The sequence below is a fragment of the Novosphingobium sp. GW835-FHT14H07 genome, from assembly GCF_058793515.1.
In genome coordinates, this window is record NZ_JBXAFX010000042.1 from 1 (window position 1) to 17,439 (window position 17,439).

12 protein-coding genes are annotated in these 17,439 nt (G+C 61.7%); 1 reads left to right on the plus strand and 11 read right to left on the minus strand.

Features of this window, described 5'->3' with window-relative positions; all coding sequences use genetic code 11:
- Window positions 1–376: 376 nt before the first annotated feature.
- The 3 genes from pncB to glf form a co-directional block, all read right to left on the minus strand.
- Window positions 377–1,681 (minus strand): nicotinate phosphoribosyltransferase, encoded by a 1,305-nt coding sequence (gene pncB / locus AC1Q5P_RS20805; RefSeq protein ID WP_036527766.1) that lies wholly within the window; start codon window positions 1,679–1,681, stop codon window positions 377–379.
- Between the two features lie 61 nt (window positions 1,682–1,742).
- Entirely contained in the window at window positions 1,743–3,356 is a 1,614-nt protein-coding gene (locus tag AC1Q5P_RS20810) for an MFS transporter (RefSeq protein WP_051586982.1), read from the minus strand.
- A gap of 72 nt (window positions 3,357–3,428) precedes the next feature.
- Window positions 3,429–5,804 (minus strand): UDP-galactopyranose mutase, encoded by a 2,376-nt coding sequence (gene glf / locus AC1Q5P_RS20815; RefSeq protein WP_228168186.1) that lies wholly within the window; start codon window positions 5,802–5,804, stop codon window positions 3,429–3,431.
- A 163-nt stretch (window positions 5,805–5,967) separates the two neighbouring features.
- Between glf and AC1Q5P_RS20820 the strand changes: the two genes are divergently transcribed.
- Window positions 5,968–8,169, plus strand: a complete 2,202-nt coding sequence (locus tag AC1Q5P_RS20820; protein ID WP_036527622.1) for a family 1 glycosylhydrolase — start codon at window positions 5,968–5,970, stop codon at window positions 8,167–8,169.
- A 53-nt stretch (window positions 8,170–8,222) separates the two neighbouring features.
- Here AC1Q5P_RS20820 and AC1Q5P_RS20825 read toward each other — a convergent pair whose 3' ends face one another.
- The 8 genes from AC1Q5P_RS20825 to AC1Q5P_RS20860 form a co-directional block, all read right to left on the minus strand.
- Window positions 8,223–9,521, minus strand: a complete 1,299-nt coding sequence (locus AC1Q5P_RS20825; RefSeq protein WP_162177404.1) for a hypothetical protein — start codon at window positions 9,519–9,521, stop codon at window positions 8,223–8,225.
- A 114-nt stretch (window positions 9,522–9,635) separates the two neighbouring features.
- Window positions 9,636–12,206: a TonB-dependent receptor gene (locus tag AC1Q5P_RS20830; RefSeq protein WP_081799111.1), complete on the minus strand. Its 2,571-nt coding sequence runs from the start codon at window positions 12,204–12,206 to the stop codon at window positions 9,636–9,638.
- Window positions 12,207–12,286: 80 nt separating this feature from the next.
- Entirely contained in the window at window positions 12,287–12,694 is a 408-nt protein-coding gene (locus AC1Q5P_RS20835) for a FecR family protein (protein WP_155986352.1), read from the minus strand.
- Complete coding sequence (locus tag AC1Q5P_RS20840; protein ID WP_036527613.1) at window positions 12,676–13,125, minus strand: FecR domain-containing protein; 450 nt, start codon at window positions 13,123–13,125, stop codon at window positions 12,676–12,678. Before AC1Q5P_RS20840 ends, AC1Q5P_RS20835 begins: the two co-directional genes overlap by 19 nt.
- 2 nt (window positions 13,126–13,127) lie before the next feature.
- Window positions 13,128–13,655 (minus strand): RNA polymerase sigma factor, encoded by a 528-nt coding sequence (locus AC1Q5P_RS20845; RefSeq protein ID WP_051586981.1) that lies wholly within the window; start codon window positions 13,653–13,655, stop codon window positions 13,128–13,130.
- Window positions 13,656–14,258: 603 nt separating this feature from the next.
- Window positions 14,259–15,512 (minus strand): hypothetical protein, encoded by a 1,254-nt coding sequence (locus AC1Q5P_RS20850; RefSeq protein WP_036527611.1) that lies wholly within the window; start codon window positions 15,510–15,512, stop codon window positions 14,259–14,261.
- Between the two features lie 321 nt (window positions 15,513–15,833).
- Window positions 15,834–16,853, minus strand: a complete 1,020-nt coding sequence (locus tag AC1Q5P_RS20855; RefSeq protein ID WP_036527609.1) for an acyltransferase family protein — start codon at window positions 16,851–16,853, stop codon at window positions 15,834–15,836.
- On the minus strand, window positions 16,837–17,439 hold a 603-nt coding region (locus tag AC1Q5P_RS20860; protein WP_492519931.1), incomplete at its 5' end, for a hypothetical protein. The genes AC1Q5P_RS20860 and AC1Q5P_RS20855, both read right to left, overlap by 17 nt.

Below are 17,439 nucleotides of genomic sequence, written 5' to 3' on the forward strand. Positions count from 1 at the left end.
CTGCCGGCACTGGCAGCCTGATCATCCTCGGCCCTGCCGAGGATCGGTGTTCCTACACCACGCCGTGGGACACTACCGCGCCATGCGCGTGTAGATGCATTTTCCGATAGCTTATGCGCAGAGTCGATCCTACCGCGCACTATGGTGCGCGAGCGCGATGTGAATGGTGATTGCCCGGTGATTACCATGCCCGAAACTGAAGGGAAAAATTCCATATTTTCCTATTATAATTCAAGTCGATATACCGGTTCTCGCTCTGAGGTCTGGTACTTCCGGTACCGACGGAAAAGCGTCGGGTAAAAGGAAGGAGGGGGCTGCCCTCCCTCATTCCTGATGGCGCCACGTCCGGTCGCAGACAGCGAACGGAAATCCGCCGCTAAACCACGACCGGCGAGGGGGCATGGCCAGCGGATCCGAAGACCCGCAGATAGCGCTCGATCTCGGCGGGATCGCCGGTCGCCTTGGCGGGATTGTCGGACAGCTTCACCGCCGGACGTCCGTTCGCGCTTGTGACCTTGCAGACGAGGGAAATCGGCTCCAGCCCTTCGTCACCGTCGGGATCGCAGCCGCGAAAATCATTGGTGAGGTTGGTGCCCCAGCCGAAGCTTGTCCGCACACGCCCGTTGAAGTGCCTGTATGTCGCCTCGATCGTATCGACATCCATGCCGTCGGAGAAGATCAGCAGCCTGGTGCGCGGATCGACGCCCTGATCCTGCCACCAGCGGATGATCTGCTCGCCGCCTTCGATGGGCGGGGCGCTGTCGGGGCGGAAGCCGGTCCAGTCCGCAAGCCAGCCGGGCGCATCGCGCAGAAAGGCGGTGGTGCCGAAGGCGTCGGGCAGGGCTATAAGCAGATTGCCGTTATAATGCCGTCGCCACGCCTCCAGCACCTGATAGGGCGCGCGGGCGAGCGATGCATCGTCCCCGGCCAGCGCGGCGGCGACCATGGGCAATTCATGCGCGTTGGTGCCGATGGCCTCCAGATCGCTGTCCATGGCAAGGAGGACGTTAGACGTGCCGATGAAGCGGTCGCTCAACCCTTCCTTCAGCGCCTCGACACACCAGCGCTGCCACAGGAAGCCGTGCCGCCGCCGGGTGCCGAAGTCCGAGAGGACGAGATCGGGCAGCAGCTTCAGCCGCTCCACCTTCTCCCACAGCCTGGTCTTGGCGCGCGCATAGAGGATGTCGAGCGCGAACCTGCCCTTGTTGCGCATGGCCGCGCGCGATTTCAGTTCGTTGAGGATGGCGAGCGCGGGAATCTCCCACATGGTCGTGTGCGTCCATGGACCCTCGAAGCAGAGTTCATACTGACCGTCCACCTTGCGCAGCCGATAGTCGGGCAGGCGGAAATCGGCGAGCCAGGCAATGAATTCCGGGCTGAACATCTGCTGCCGCCCATAGAAGCTGTTGCCGGTCAGCCATATCAGCTCCTTTTTGGCGAAGCGGACCTCCCGCGCATGGTCGAGCTGGGCGCGCAGCTCCTCCTCGTCGATGATGTCGGCGAGACGGACCGAGCGGGTGCGGTTGATGACGGAGAATGTCGCCTCCACATCCGGATGAATGTGCCGGATCATCTGGAGCATGAGGAGCTTGTAGAAATCCGTGTCGAGCAGGCTGCGGACGATAGGGTCGAGCCGGAAATTATGGTTGTAGGTGCGTGTCGCGATGTCAGTGACGGTCATGCTGCGATCCTCCGTGCCATGCGGGTTCGGCCACGTCGCGCCGGCGGGCAGCTTCCCTCCGTCATGCAATCCTGTCGAGCAGATCGTCCAGCGAAGGATCAGGCGGGGGCACCGCATAGCCCGCCTCCAGCACCCATCCCGTGACTTGCCGCCTGGTGCTGAGGCTGAGGCTGCTCCGCAGCCGCTCCTGCAGGCCCTGGATGATCGCCATCTTGCGCTCGCGCAGCTTGATGAGTTCACCGGCGGGGAAGCTCATCGCTTCGCGAAGTCCCGTCACTGAGGAGATGTTGCCGAGGTTGCGGCGGGCAGAGTAGACGATGTGGGACACCACCTCCCTGCGGCCGGTGAAGCCGCTTTCCTGAACGAGGCTCAGGCGATGGAGGGCATAGAGGCCAATCACGGCCGATACGAGGAAGAAGAATTCCCAGTGCGTGAACATGACGCCGAGTTCGGCCGCGCCCTCAGGGCTGGTCCATCGCACGGCAAGGGTGAGCTTGCGCGCGGCGAAGAAGTCGCTGGCCCAGCCGCCGATGATGGGCGCCATGCCGGCGGCGATTGCGCCGATAATGGCGTTGGAGGCGAGATAGCCGGTCGCCGCGCCGCCGGGGCTGAGCTTCAGCACGATATTGCCGGAAGCCAGCCCCACGCCCGCCGCCGCCGCGCCCATGATGATGTGCAGCATGACGAGATAGGCGGACCGGGCTGTCATGCCGTCCACATCGCTGGCAAAGGCCATGGCGACGATGGAGAAGATGAACAGTGGCGTGGCCACGCTCAGCACCGACTTGTTGGAGAAATGATCGCTCAGGCGGCCCCATCCCCGGATGACGGCGAGGTTCGCGATCTGGCTGATGAAGCTGAAGATCAGCACGAACCCCATGCCGAAGCCGAGTTCGCGCACGAAATAGACGGTGAAGAACGGCGTTGCGAGGTTCACGGCGAATTGCCAGCTTGCAAGATAGCGCAGCATCTGCCGGAAGTTCCTGTCGCGCAGCGGCCCGGTCAGCAACCGCCGGATCGGCACATCGTCACTGCCGGGGGGCATACGTGGCTCCGGCACGCGGGCGAGCGCGACCGTGCTGACGAGACCGCAAGCGAAGCCGAAAAGGTAGAGGCCGCAGAAGATGCTGTTGCCGAAAGCCCGGTCCGTCCCAGCCTGCTGGAGCGCGTAGGCTCCGACAATAGTAGCGACCGCGCTAACCGCCGTGCCGAACAGGGTCCGCCGGGCAAAGAAACGCCCAAGCTCCTCCTCCGGCACGAGGTCGCGCATCCAGCTGTTCCAGCTACACGCACCCACCGCGTTGAGGCCGTAGTGCAACAGGGCCGCCGCCATCAGGGATGCGGCGGCGACATTACGGTCGGGGATGAACGGCACGACGGCGTAGATGGGCAGGGCGAGCCGCGCGAGAAAAACACTGATGACGGAGATGCGGCGGCGCGTGCGCAACCGCTCCACCAGCGAAACTGCGGGTGCCTGCAAGATCTGGGTGAACAGGGGGATGGCGGCCAATATGCCGATCTGGACCGTACTCACGCCGACATGCAGCGCGAGCGCAAGGAGCACCACGCCGCTGTTAAGGGCGCCTATGGCGGTGGCGAAGGAGGCGTCGACCAGCAAGGCCCTCAGGCCCTGCTGTACCTCCCGTTCGGACACCTCATCCTGCGGTTCCAGCACGCGTGACGTCCATCTGGCTCGTGAAAGGTCCGGCTCACAACGCGCGAGACGGAAAAGGGAGCCGGATCAATATCATGCGTCGGCAACGACGGTCGTTCCGGCGCGCGCGCCGGTGGCTGCGGGCTGGCGGTCGGCATCCCAGCGCTGCTTCAGGCGGCGATAGGTAGCAAGCGCCTGACCGGCCACCTGATCCATGTTATAATAGCGATAGGTCGCCAGCCGGCCGACAAAGCTCACATCGGGCTGGGCGAGCGCCAGCGCTTCGTAGCGCTTGAACAGCGCCTGGTTCTCGGCGCGTGGAATGGGATAGTAGGGATCGCCCTCACCGCTCGGATATTCATAGGTGATGCTGGTGCGCGGCGCGGTCTGGCCGGTCAAATGCTTATATTCGGTAATGCGGGTGTGCGGAACGTCCTCTGACGGATAGTTCACCACGGCCACGGGCTGAAATTGTTCCTGATCCACCGTTTCGTGCCGGAAGTGCAGGGAGCGGTAGGGAAGCTTGCCGTAGCAATAGCCGAAATATTCGTCGATGGGTCCCGTGAAGACGAGGTGCTGATGCGGATAGGCCTGCCGCACTTCGGTAAAATCGACGCCGAGCAGCAGGTCGATGTTCGGATGGTCGAGCATCCGTTCGAACATATGGGTGAAGCCGTCTCTCGGCATGGCCTGGTAGGTGTCGGTGAAATAACGGTCGTCGGTGTTGGTTCGCGTCGGCACGCGTGAGGTCACCGACTTGTCCAGTTCCGACGGGTCCATTCCCCATTGCTTGCGGGTGTAACCCTGGAAGAAAGTCTCGTAGAGTTCGCGTCCCACCGCCGAGATGACGACATCCTCCGACGTGCGGACGATATCCACGGGCTCTGCGCGGGAGGCCAGGAAGGCGGCGGCCTCCTCCTCCGTCCGCAGATCAAGATGGTAGAGGCTGTTCACCGTCGTGCGGTTGATTGGCATCGGTACCAGGCGGTCGCCGACAGCCGCGAGCACGCGGTGCTCATAGCCACGCCATTCGGTGAACTGCGAGAGATACTCGAAGATGTCGGCCGAATTGGTGTGGAAGATATGGGGGCCATATTGGTGGATGAGGATGCCGGCATCGTCCAGTCGGTCATAGGCGTTGCCGGCGACGTGCGGCCGCTTGTCCACGACCAGCACCCGCTTGCCCGCGTCGCGTGCGAGCCGTTCCGCCATGATCGCGCCGGCAAAGCCTGCCCCGACGACCATGACGTCATAGGATTGCGGGCGGTCTCCGTCTGCGCCAATAGGCGACACCACGGGATAGACGTGGCTGCTGCGTTGCACCGCTTCGTCAATGAGGTTGCTCATCGCGCATTGCGTGAGATCCCAGCTCTCCCCTGCGAGCCGCGCGTCGACGGCGGCCAGCCAGCCGTTTGTGCGGGAGAGGGTAAGCGCCGCGTCGCAGGCGGCGACGAAAGCGTCCCGCCCGTCCGCGATGCGCACCGCCTCGACATCGCCATAGCCGCGCACGACGTCACGCACCGGGGTAGAGACGACGGGGCAGCCCGCGGCGAGATATTCGGGTGTCTTCGTGGGACTGATGAAGCGTGTCGCCTCGTTGATGGCGAAGGGCATCAGGGCGACGTCCCAGCCGCGTAGATAGTCGGGCAGTTCGGCATAGCCCTTGCCGCCCAGATAATGGAGGTTGGGGCGGCGGGGCAGGTCGGCGTCGCTGATCTTCACCACTGGCCCCACGATGACGATGGACCATTCGGGCCGCGCGTCCGCCAAACCTTCCAGCAGCGCGAGGTCCATCCGTTCGTCCACGACGCCATAAAAACCGAGGCGCGGGGAGGGGAGCTCCGCCTGATCCTCCGGCTCCGGACCAGCGGCGCGGGCGGTCGAGAAGTGGGTGGCGTCGACGCTGGATGGAAAGGCATGGACCGAAGGATGGCGCGCGGCCTTTGCCTCGTAGAGACTGTGCCCGCCGGTGAAGACGAGGTCGCAGCTGTCGAGCAGCCGCTGCTCAAGCGGGAGAAGCTCTGACGGCGCGCCCTTGAAGTTCGCCAGCTCGTCCATGCAGTCATAGACGATGCAGTCCGCCGCCAGATGGTCGGAGAAGGGCAGCATCATCGGCGTATAGTACCAGCAGATGAGCGGTCGCGCCGGATCGCGGGTGATCGCGCCGTCGAGCAGGGCGCGCAATGTTTCCGTCTCCTCATGCCGGCTGAGGCCGGCGGGGAGGTGCGGGGTGAGGATGGTGACGCCGGAACAGTCGCAGACATGGGTGTCCAACGTCGCACTTGGCGCATCGTGGATCGGCTCTTCCCAAACGATGACCTTCCGGTCCCGGGCGAAGCGGCTCATCAGATGTTGCGGCCGCTGATAGACGAAGTTCCAGCGCAGGTGACTGAAGCAGATGAGCGTGCCGCCGCCCTCCGTCGGGCTGTCGGGGTTGATGGCGTCGACGTCGCTTGGAATGCCGCTCATGTCTGGAACCTTGCTGAATGATGAACATCGGCAACACGCCGTTCATCGCTCCGGTTCCTGTACAAACCGGCCCAAGTTCAAAGAGATAACACAAGATATCAAGTCGAGAGCGGAAACCTGATCCATGTCAGTCGTTCTGGCGAAGGTCTGGGAGATATGTACGATGAAGAGGCATCTGGAATTATGGGGTGGGCCGGAGTGCACCATCAACAGGGTTCGGGATACATATCAGGATCAGTTCGAGCGATGCGGCCACTATGATCGGATCGACGATCTGAATCTATTTGCCGACATCGGCATAACGACGATCCGTTATCCTATATTATGGGAATGCATTGCGCCTGATCGGCCCGGACAGCATCTCTGGCAGGGCGTGGATGCGCGGATCGACCGGCTGCGCGCACATGGCATCGACGTCATTGCCGGGCTTGTCCATCACGGCAGCGGTCCCTCCTACACGCATCTCCTCGACGATGACGGTTTCGCGCGGGGTCTCGCTGATTTCGCGGCCCGCGTTGCGGAGCGCTATTCCTGGATCAACCAGTGGACGCCGGTCAATGAGCCGCTCACCACGGCGCGCTTTTCGGCGCTTTATGGCCATTGGTATCCGCATGTCCGCGACGAGGGCGCGTTCTGGCGCGCGCTCCTCAACCAGATCGACGGAACCCGGCTCGCGATGCAGGCCATTCGCAGGGTCAATCCCGCCGCGCGGCTCGTTCAGACGGAGGATCTCGGCCGCACCTTCGCCACTGCCGAGTTGCGCGAGCAGGCTGCGTTCGAGAATATCCGGCGCTGGGCGACATGGGACCTGCTGTTCGGGCGCGTACGGCGCGGTCATCCGCTGTGGCGGCGCATGGCCGCGCACGGGCTGGAGCACAGGCTGGAGGCCATTGCGGCCGATCCCTGTCCGCCAGACATCATCGGCATCAACCATTATCTGACCAGCGAGCGGTTCCTCGACCATCGCATGCAGCGCTATCCCGCCCATGCGCATGGCGGCAATGACGGGCAGCGCTATGCCGATGTCGAGGCGATCCGGGTGCTGGAGCCGCCCCCGCCCGGTCTGAGGGGCGTGATAGAGGAGGCGTGGGACCGCTATGCGACCCCGATCGCGGTCACCGAAGTCCATAATGGCTGCACGCGCGAGGAGCAGCTGCGCTGGCTGGCGGAGGCGTGGGATTGCGCCGAGGATCTGCGCAATGAGGGCGTGGACGTGCGAGCGATCACGCTCTGGTCGCTGCTCGGCAGTAGCGGATGGAACACGCTGCTGACCGCCCCCGGCATCTATGAGCCGGGCATATTCGACGTCAGTAGCGGAACGCCGCGCGCGACCGCTCTCGCAGCGCTCGGCACGGCTCTGGCCACTGGCGCTGCACGGCATCCGCTTGCAGCGCAGCCGGGCTGGTGGCGTCGGCCGATCCGGCTTGAATATCCCGCCGTCCGCCGTCCTGCCCCGGCCGTGCAGCACCGGGCGGACAGTTGCAGGGAGCGTGCGCCCATGGGTCGGCCCCTCCTGATCATGGGCGCGACAGGAACCCTGGGGCAAGCGTTCGCGCGGGCCTGTACGCTCCGCAACATACCGCATGTGCTGACGGCGCGGCACGCGCTCGACATCACCAGCGAGGCCAGCATCGGGGCTGCGCTGGACCGGCACGATCCCTGGGCAGTGGTGAACGCCGCCGGCTGGGTACGGGTCGACGAGGCGGAAAGCCATGCCGCCCGTTGTTTTGCGGCGAACAGCGACGGCCCGGTCCGCCTTGCGCGGATGGCGGAGGAGCGGGGGCTTGCCACCCTCAATGTCTCAAGCGACCTCGTCTTCGGGGGCAAGGCGGAAGGGGCCTATGTCGAAACCGACGCGCCCGACCCGCGCAACGTCTATGGCGAGAGCAAGGCGCGCATGGAGGAGGGACTTCTCGCCCTGGCGGGGACGCATCTCATCGTTCGCACCGCAGCCTTCTTCTCTCCCCATGACGAGTTCAACTTTGCCGTCGCGGTCGCTCGCGCCCTGACGGCGGGGCAGCCGTTCGAGGCCGCGGCGGACCAGCGGATCACGCCGACCTATGTGCCGCATCTCGTCAGGGTCGCGCTCGACCTCCTGATCGACGGTGAGCAGGGCCTCTGGCACCTCACCAATGAGACGGAGCTATCATGGGCAGAGTTCGCGGAAGCCGTCGCGGACAGCCTGAACCTGCCCCGGCATCTGATCCGCGCCGTGCCGGGCGCCCGCCTGAACCAAATGGCGCCACGCCCCTCCCGCGTACCGCTCGCGACGGGGCGCGGGGCGCACCTGCCGTCTCTTGCGGATGCCCTCGGCGAGTTTGCGCGGCATGAGAAGAGGCAGCAAGCGGTGCGCGAGCTTGCATGACATGCAAACGGCCATGGATCCGAAGACCCATGGCCGCCGAACATTCAGCCGTCTTACATCCAGCCGTCGAGATCGTCGGGGATGTTGCTCAGCGTACCCTTGCCGGTGATGGCGTTCAGATCGAACGGCTGCGCCTCCAGGAAAAATTCCAGCTGGTCACGCGATGTCACAAGCGAATTGATCACGCGGACTTTCAGGCCTTTGAAGTTCGGGCCGTCGATGCGCAGCGCCTTCAGCGTGACTTTCGATCCATGCGGTATCTTCACGAAGCGCGGATAGTTCAGCAGGCGAAAGTCCGGCTGAACGATCTCAAGCTCGACGTCGATCGGGCCAGCATTCGCGATCTCCATCTCGCCTGAGTTTCCGATCAGAAACTCTGACGGCGAATATTTGGTGAACGACATCTTCAGGACCGCGTTCATCACCGTTTGAACATTCTCGCGCGTGCCGAAGAAAGTGTCGCGGAAGAGGCCGACCGTACGACGCTTTTCCAGCGCATCCTTGAAGGCCGCTTCATCCTCTCCCTGCGTCAGGAACAGGGTGGCGACGCGGTGATCCATCCCCGCCGCCTCCTGCTCCAACGCGGTCCCGAGATGAGCGTCCGTAGTCGCCGCGATATAGAGGTTATATTTCAGGGCCACGTCCATCGCGCTGGGGTGGATGAAATCGCTTTGCGCAACCTCAATCCCCGACAGCAGACCCTCTGAAAACATCCGTTCGAGGAACGGCGTCACCACTGCCTCACCAGGGGAGGAGGAGGGGATGGTCGGATGATTCCACTGGCAGATGGCGCCCTGCCGCTTCGCTTCGCGGAACCGTGCTTCCAGATCTTTCTCGTCCGCGCTGGTCCGGTTCCAGTCGACCCGGAGCTGCCCGCCCGTCTGCTTGAAGGTGCTGTAATGGACTTTCCCCGGGTTCAGCGCATTTGCATCCTTGAGGAAGTGACAATTGAAATGCCCGATCGCGCGCGTGATCTCCGACCCGAGCGAGAGTTTCATGCCGCCGAGGCCAAGCATGCCCGAAGAGATGAACGCGCGGCCGATTTCATAGCTGCGGTTCTTGTTGGTGCCGGTGTCGCGGATCTTTGGCGTGATGATGTCATGTTCCGTGAAGGACACGAACTTAAGCCCGTCATGCGCCGCTTCTGCGAGGCGAAGCGTCGGCCAGGCCGAGCCGTCCGAGAATACGGTGTGCAGGTGCAGGTCGCCGGCGAAAATATGATGTCCGTCCTTCGTATCGGGGAAGATCAGACGCGCGGGCGACGGCGGCCGCTGATCGGATTGCGTCACGAACTCGGCGGAAGCTTCTCCGGCGGTGAACAGCCCTGCGAGCATAGCGAGAGCGGAAACCATTGCGCGGAAGTTTCTATGCTTAACCATAAGATCTCCTGATGAAGGTGGTGTTTGATGAATGGGCTTTGATATCGGTCGTGAAATCAGATTCACCGCACCCACATTGCGCTGGGTTCAGAACTTGTATCCAAGCGTGATGCCATAGGTGCGCGGGGCCGCCGGGAGGTCGGTGCTGGTCGTGGCGGAGTTGAATCGGGAGAGCGGATAGTATGTGTCGGTCAGGTTGCGGACCCAGGCCGTGGCGGAGATATTGTTCTGATACCGTAGTTCTACGCGCGCATTGCCTATGAAGCGCGACTTGGTCACGGCGAAGTTGTCGATGTCGAAATAATATTTGGACAGATACTGACCGTCGGACGCGAGGATGACATCCATCGTATCCGAGGCATGGATGGTATATTCGAAAGCACCGTTCAGGCTAACGCCCGGTGTGAACGGAAGCCGCGCATCCGCACGACGCAGGCGTTCGACGGGATTGGTCGAGATGACCTTCTTGATCTCATTGCCGAGATAGGCGCCGGAGATTTCCAGCTTCAGATCGTCGGTCGGCCTGATGGTCGCGGACAGTTCCGCGCCCCAGCTCTGGGCGTCGCCCGCATTGACACGCGTGCCGCCGGACAGGACGCCCGCGGCAGTGGTGATCTGCGTGACCGCCGTCGTCTGAATATCCTTGTAGTCGTTGAAGAAGATCGCACCTTCAAGCTGAAGGAAGGCACGGCGGGGAAGGATCTTGAAGCCCAGCTCATAGGACCAGACCGTCTCGGCACCGAACGGCGCGGATTCGAGGTCGTTGCTGGGCGTGGTGGCATCGAAGCCACCGCCCTTATACCCGCGCCTGATGGACGCATAGATCGACGAGGAAGGGCCGAAATTCTTGCTGCCGTAGATACGGCCGGACACCTGGGACTTTCGGATGTTACGATCGAACTTATAGGGCAAAAGCGGGAAGATGGCCGGGAGAAGCGATACGCCATAGGGATCGAGGCCCTGCGTCAGGCCATTGAAGTCGACCTTGTCATGCGTGTAGCGGAGGCCGCCGCCGATCTTGAATCCGGAGTCGAACGCCCAGGTTCCATCCCCGAAGACGCCGAAGCTTGTCCGCTTTTGCGTGTAATCGCCCTGGATGATGCCGCGCGTCGTGTCGAGCATCGTAAAGGTCTGGTCGATGCGAACGTCGTCGTGAAATGCCGTCGCGCCCACGATCCAGCTGAACCGCGACGTGTCGTTCTTCTGGAACCGAATCTCGGCATATTCCTGATCGTCTTTGTCGCCGTAGAGGATATTGATCAAACGGATAGGCACCCCGTCCCCATTGTAGATCGCGAGGTGCGAGACATGGCTGTATCCGCCTGTCAGGACGAAGGTGTAATCGTCACCGACGCTCTGCTGCAGACTGCCGGTGATACCATAGCCGGAAACGTTCAGCTTTGTCGGCACGTCCGAATCGACTTCATATCGCGCGTTCGGGGCGAAGCCGTTCTGGGTGACGTTGCGGCTGGGCTGCAATGCCCCGCCGGTCTGCTTCGTACCGTTGACCTTCAGGAATATTTCGGTCCGGTCGGACGGGTTGATCTCTATGATGGCGCGGCCGGCGATGCTTTCGGATCGTGCGACGTCACGGTTCATGCCGGTAACGGGCAGCGGCGGGATGCCGGCAGGCGGCCTGAAGGTCGCGACGGCATTGGCATTGCCGATGTCCGTCATGTAGCCGTCCGTCCTGGTGTATAGCGCGGCGATACGGGCGCTGACGATCGGCGAGATCGGGCCGCCGACCGCGCCCTCCATGCGGGCCGTGCCGAAGGTCGCCAGTTCGGTGCTGACATAGCCGTTCAGCTTGTCGCCCGGACGGCGGGACAGGATGTTGATCGCACCTGCGGTCGAATTCTGTCCATAGAGGGTTCCCTGCGGCCCCTTCAGGATCTCCACCCGCTCGATATCGAAAAATTGGCCGGTCGCGAGGATGGCCGACCCCTGGTAGATGCCGTCGATGTTGAGCGAAGTTGCAGGATTGCCGTTGGGGCGCAAATCGTCAAAGCCAACGCCGCGGATGGTGAAGGTCGGCATGTCACCACCCGACACCTGCACCGTGGCGAGGACGCCGGGCGTCTGGCTCGCCAGGTCGACAAGGCGGTCGGCGCCGCGATTGCGGAGCTGCTCGCCGCCGAAGGCCGACAGGGCGACGGGGACGTCGACCAGGCGCTGCTCGCGACGCTCCGCCGTGACGATGATGTCCCGATCGCCTTCCGCCGCTTCGCTCTCGTCAGCGTCGGGGCGGGACGTGCCGGCGCCGCCGGCGCTCTGCAGGGCGATCGGCATCGCGCGCGGCGACGCCGTGGCCTGCTGCAGAACGACCATGTCGCCGACCAGGCTGGCGGTGTAGCCCGACTTGGCGAGGAGGCGGGCGATGGCATCGGACGCCTTGTACTTGCCCGATATGCCGGCGCTCATATGGGAGCCGACGTCCCCGGACGAGGCGACGACCTGAAGCCCGGTCGTTGCGGAAAACGCCGACAGGGCGGCGGACAGATTTCCGGGCGGAATGGCGAACTGGAAGCTTTTGGCAAAGCTCCCCGCTTCCGCATGCGCTGAACAGGGCGCCGCCGTGGCGGCAATGGCGATGGCGACGTGCAATGCACGGTGAGAAATGTGAGACCCCATGTCGTATCCCCTTGCGAGCACCATCATGTGCTCTCCTTCGAAAGACGCGGGGATCGCCAAAGCCGGACACTGTTTTTTCAGCCCATAGTCTGGCAGGCAGAATTTTCTTATAATGCCTTGTGGAAGCGCAAGATTCCCTGATCGGCCCGTACATCGAAGCCGTTCGCCTTGCCGATGACGGAGAGGAGTGCGGCCGGCCGATCCGTTCGAAAGCGCCCCATGATCGGGATCGCCGCCAGCGCCGCTGGCGGAGCACTGATGACGATCCCGCCCTGCCGGTTCAGAATTTCGACCAGCGTGCCGAGCGTCATGCCGTCAGTATCGATCCATCCTTCCCGCCAGTCGGGACGGGAGGCGTCGAACGGCTTGGGGCGGTCGACGGTGGTGTCGTGGACGAGGCTCTGCCAACCGGCACGCACAGTGACCGCCTGGGGCGACCCGACCGGCTTCAACAGAACCGCTCCGCGCGCCACGGCGAGACTGGTGCTGGCGGATGTTACGTTAAGGTCGAACACCGTCCCAGCACCTGCGCCTCGGCTCGGCCGGCATGGGCGATGAAGGGGCGGCTGGCATCGTGCGCGATGTCGAACCGCGCTTCCCCTGCGATCAGACGGGCGTAGCGGCCCCGGCTCGTTATGGTGACAGTCAGATGGCTTGCGCCGCTGAGTTGCACGAACGACCCGTCTTCCAGCCGGACGTCACGCCGCTCTCCGGGCTTCGTGCTGAACTCCGCGGCCGTATTGACCGGCGACCGAAAGATGGTGAGGCCGGTGATGGCCAGAACGACCGCGCCGAGGCCGCCCGCTATGGCTGCCTTCCGGCTGGCGCGCATCTTGCGGATATCATCATTGGACAGGCGCCCGCCGTCATGGACGCGCGTTAGCGCTTCCTTGAGCGCCAATTCATCGATGGGGGCGTCGCTTCGCGATAGGCTGTCGTCACGCATGGCTAGATCCTGCTCCAACCGGTCAGTTTCCGCTTGGCGAGACCCTGTCTTATGTCGCTGTGCGCACGGAAGACATGCTTTTCCACCGCCGATTGCCGCATGTCTAGGTCGGTGGCGATAACCGCGGGTGGATGATCGTCCAGTCGACGGCGGAGGAAGATTTCCCGTCTGAGCGGCGGCATGTTCTTCAGGATGGCGACGATCGCCTCCACCCGCTCGCGATGAAGCAAGGCCTCATCAATGCGCGGCATGGGGCAGATAAAATCTTCCTCTATGGGGCAAGTGGCAGGCATGCGCGAAAGACGGCGGAAATGATCGTTGATCAGGTTCTGCGCGACAGAAAAACAAAAAGCCTTGAGATTGGCGATCGTGCCGGTCTGCCGGTACCGGTAGATGCGCAGATATGTCTCCTGCACGATATCTTCTTCGTCATTGCCATTGCGCAGTCGCCGGGCGACAAAGCGGGTCAACTCATCGCGGATGTCATCTTCCTGGGCCAGCTCATAGCGAGCTCTGACGGTGGTACGCACGATGCACTCCTCAGAATGCGAAATCTGAAGGGAAATGGCGCGCGCATTTACGCTGCACCGCGGTGCGCCGTTAGACCGGGACCATGACGTCTGAGTGACTACGGTCGCAGACCTGCGATGGATGAAGCCTGATGCGTAGACGGCGGTGCCGACTTGCACATCGCGATCTCGCCCTTTGCCAAGCCCCTTTTTATCAGTGTGCGGACTGGCTGATGAACAGCCCCGCTGAACGCACGGTCGGAGGCACCTTCACGCGCGGAAGGCGGTTCTAAGAGTCATATCATCACGGTATCGAAATAAATTGACCATCACCGATCCACGGATCCTGCCTGATGCCTTGGAGATAGAGAAGGCGGACATCGTGCGCTGGACTTCCGGTTGAAAGCCATTTGGAGCGCTAAGCCATGGCGCGCAAGCTGGGTGCATTACCCGCAGCGCGCAGGCCGTATAGCGCCGCTGCCCTTATCGCTGTTCGACATTTTCGTATGAACCGTGGATCCGGGACCATGCGGCTTCCAGCGTTGAGACCGTCCCATGGTCGGCTGACAAGATGCAAGGACCAATGATGACATCCACATCGCATCTCATTGTCAGAGCGGACGGTCAGGACGCATCCACTTGTTCGGCCTCGTTGCGGGTGGGGTTTCTATCGGAGGGAAGCGGAGACTTTGGCTCCACAGCGATGCCGAGAGCGGAAAGGATCATGGCCCGCACAGCAGTACTCTGGATGACTTCCCTCGAAGCGTCGCTCGCCTCTCCCGGCCGGTGCCAAAGGAGGATGCCGCGGGGCTGGTGATATCCCGTGCCGACGTCGCGCTTGAATCGCTTGATCCCGGCCTCCGCAAAGGAAATCCTCTCCTTCACGCCGCCGCCGGAGGGGCGTTCCACATAATTGTCCATGCCTTCCGGCGGCTGCGCCAATCCGAAATTCAGGGTCCTGTTTACAAGGTTGACCTTGTAACAGAGGCGTCTTCCTCCGGCGAATGTCGCAGCTTCCACCAGCGACGCGAAACGCCCCGCATCCTCCGGCGTGTCGAACTCGAAATTGAAATCCGGGTGCATTGCGAGGTTCGAACGATAATCTCCGCTAAACCCGATTGCCCGGACGAAGGCTGGAACGTCGATGATGCGGGCCTGATCGCCGCCGGAGCGGAAAACGGCTTCCTGTCCCATGCTGCTCGCGACGATCAAGGTTCCATCAGTCCGGGTGATATAGTCAAGCAGATAACCTAGCTGATAATCCGCGACATCCATCGCCCGCTGTATATTCTTCGCCTTCAACCTGTCTTCATCGGAGGTCAAAGTGTATTGGAATTCCTCCGGGAAAGCATGCTTCCAATATCGATGCATCATGCCCGCGACATGATTGGTGAAGAACGTCGTGAACTCCGGTTTGGTCCGATGCAGAAGATGCTTAAAGACATCAAAGGCGATCGGCGCCTGCATGATCGAGCGACGCGACTTGTAAAGTGGATTGATCTTTTCAAGAATGACCTGCCGCGCGAGAGCGAGAACGGTCGACAAAGACAAGCCGATCCGAACCAGGCCGAGCATCAGTGTTGCGAGCTCTCTGCTCGGTTTCACGTCGGAGACGATCCCCCCATCCAGTGCTGTCTGGCGAAGGTTGAGCATCTGGAACGGCCTGCATTCGGGCGGGATCGTGCCCGGCTGCGGCGCGAAAGTGTCGGGGATGTAGAAGGCGTACGCGTCGTCGGGCGGGGGAGGATAGGATTGCAGGCTTGCAAAAACACCGACCCGCTTCCCGGCTTTGGCGGCGGTCTCCCACACAGGCGGGAATTCGCTCGCTCTCGTCAGATCCTGATTAAGGAACTCAATTCCATGGCTGCGATTGTCCACCCCCCGATGCAATGTCGGCCACGTTACCCAGGGATGAAGTTCCCCCACATCTGTCGTAACAGTGGTGTAGGATCTCGACATGCCTAAAATATTCGCGAAGTTCCCATGAGGATTTCTTCCAATGTACCAATCAACAACTTGCCAGGATACCTCATTTAGCTCGTATAGAATGACGGGCGTTCCTGTAACAGGTACATCAAAATTCCCGTCTGTCATGAGACGCGTACCTTCTGCCAAGGTGCATTCATGTTCTTTGTATCAAAAGAAAAACATCTCAGCAATCATTTGTTAAATTTGGTCGCATTTCACTTAATTCCTGCCCTAGCTTGCCGGGAGAGTATGGCTTCGGACGGAAGGAATAACTTTCGATTTCAGGGAGGTTGATGCCAATGCGAACTCCCTCGCCGTTCGGACTGCCGCCTCCCACCCAATCCACAGAACGACGCTTGCCGACATTCCGAATAGCCACATGCCGAACCCACCTTGGGCGGTGACATGCATGATGTCCTCGTAAATCTCGAAGAAGAAGCGGTGCCAGAGAAAGATATGGAGGTTTGCCATGGCGACGATCGTGATGAGCTTGTGCAGGATGGCGGGGACTGCGATGTCCCTTACAAAGAGGAAAATAAGGGTCCCCGCAATGAGGCAGTAGGCAGGTAGTTTGGCGGCCCCGTAAACGAGGAAGCTGCTGGCAATCGCCAGGGCAGCCATCGCGACCCTGTTTCCTTTCGGAGTCCTTGAGGGATCGGCAAAGAAGTAGAAGCACCAGCCGAGGCAAAAATTCCAGAACCGGGAGTAGGGCAGTGTAGGATGGTCCAGACCATCTGAATAGTTGTCCAGATAAAATCGTAGCAACACGGATGCGACAAACAGCAAAACGACGGAATAAGGGAGTAGCTTCCGACCGAAATTCCGGATGAGACCGATGTAGGACAGGATGTAGACGACGATCAGGATCTGCATCATGACCTGCGGATACCAGGTCGGAAACTTGGATATTCGACCGTCCGTGAAGAGGTTTCGGATAAACAATAATTCTAAAACATCGAATTTACGTAAGATGATGAAGAAGAATAAGACCATGAAGAAGCTGGGTAGCAGGATGGATCGCCCGAAGCCGATCAATCGATGCCGCATCTGTGGGAGCGAGGGAGCGTCAAGCACGAACTTCGCAAAAAAATAGCCGGAGAGCGCCATCAGGACGCTCATGCCACCCGAGAAGTTAAATCCCAAAACCTGGTCGATATCGGGGTTGGCATGGTTCAGCGCCACGAGGGATATCGCCGCCGCACGCAGGACGACTCCTGCCTCCATGCGCCGCGTCTTAAACATGGGCGACATGTTTGAGTTCCTCCAGTTCGGCAAGCGAGAGTTGATCCCAGCGCGGGGGGATGAAGCCGAGATATCCTTCCAGTGCGATGCTGGCATTAACGAACGAGAGCGAGTCCGTTGAGATGTCGATAAACCTTGTCTCTCGCCCGATCCTATCTGGGCTCTCCGTGCCAAACTCCTCGAAGATTTCGAAGATGCTGGTGGCCGCGACGTCGAGAAGGAGAATGTCCGCGCAATGGTGCGCAATCCGTCGCGAGGCGAGGCCCAGGAAGGCGGTTAGCTTACGGAGGCTGAACGGTTCGTTGTTGAACCCTTCGAACATCGCCTCGAATGACGGCGCTTTTTCGCGGGATGGCGCGAGACCGTCCATCGCCTTAAAATCATATTTGCCGTTCGACAGGCGCGGCAGGGCTTGGACCTGAACAACGGTGCATGCATGGGGGGGCAGGTGGATCTCGCCCTGCAGAACCTGATCAATGATGGCGAGTTCATCAGTCCGTGCCGTGGTCAGCGTGGTCTGGTGACACGCCTCGAAGAGGAGACCCGGATCGGCAAAGGCGGGACCCTGGCGGCGCAGCTGTCGCGGCTCGACCTG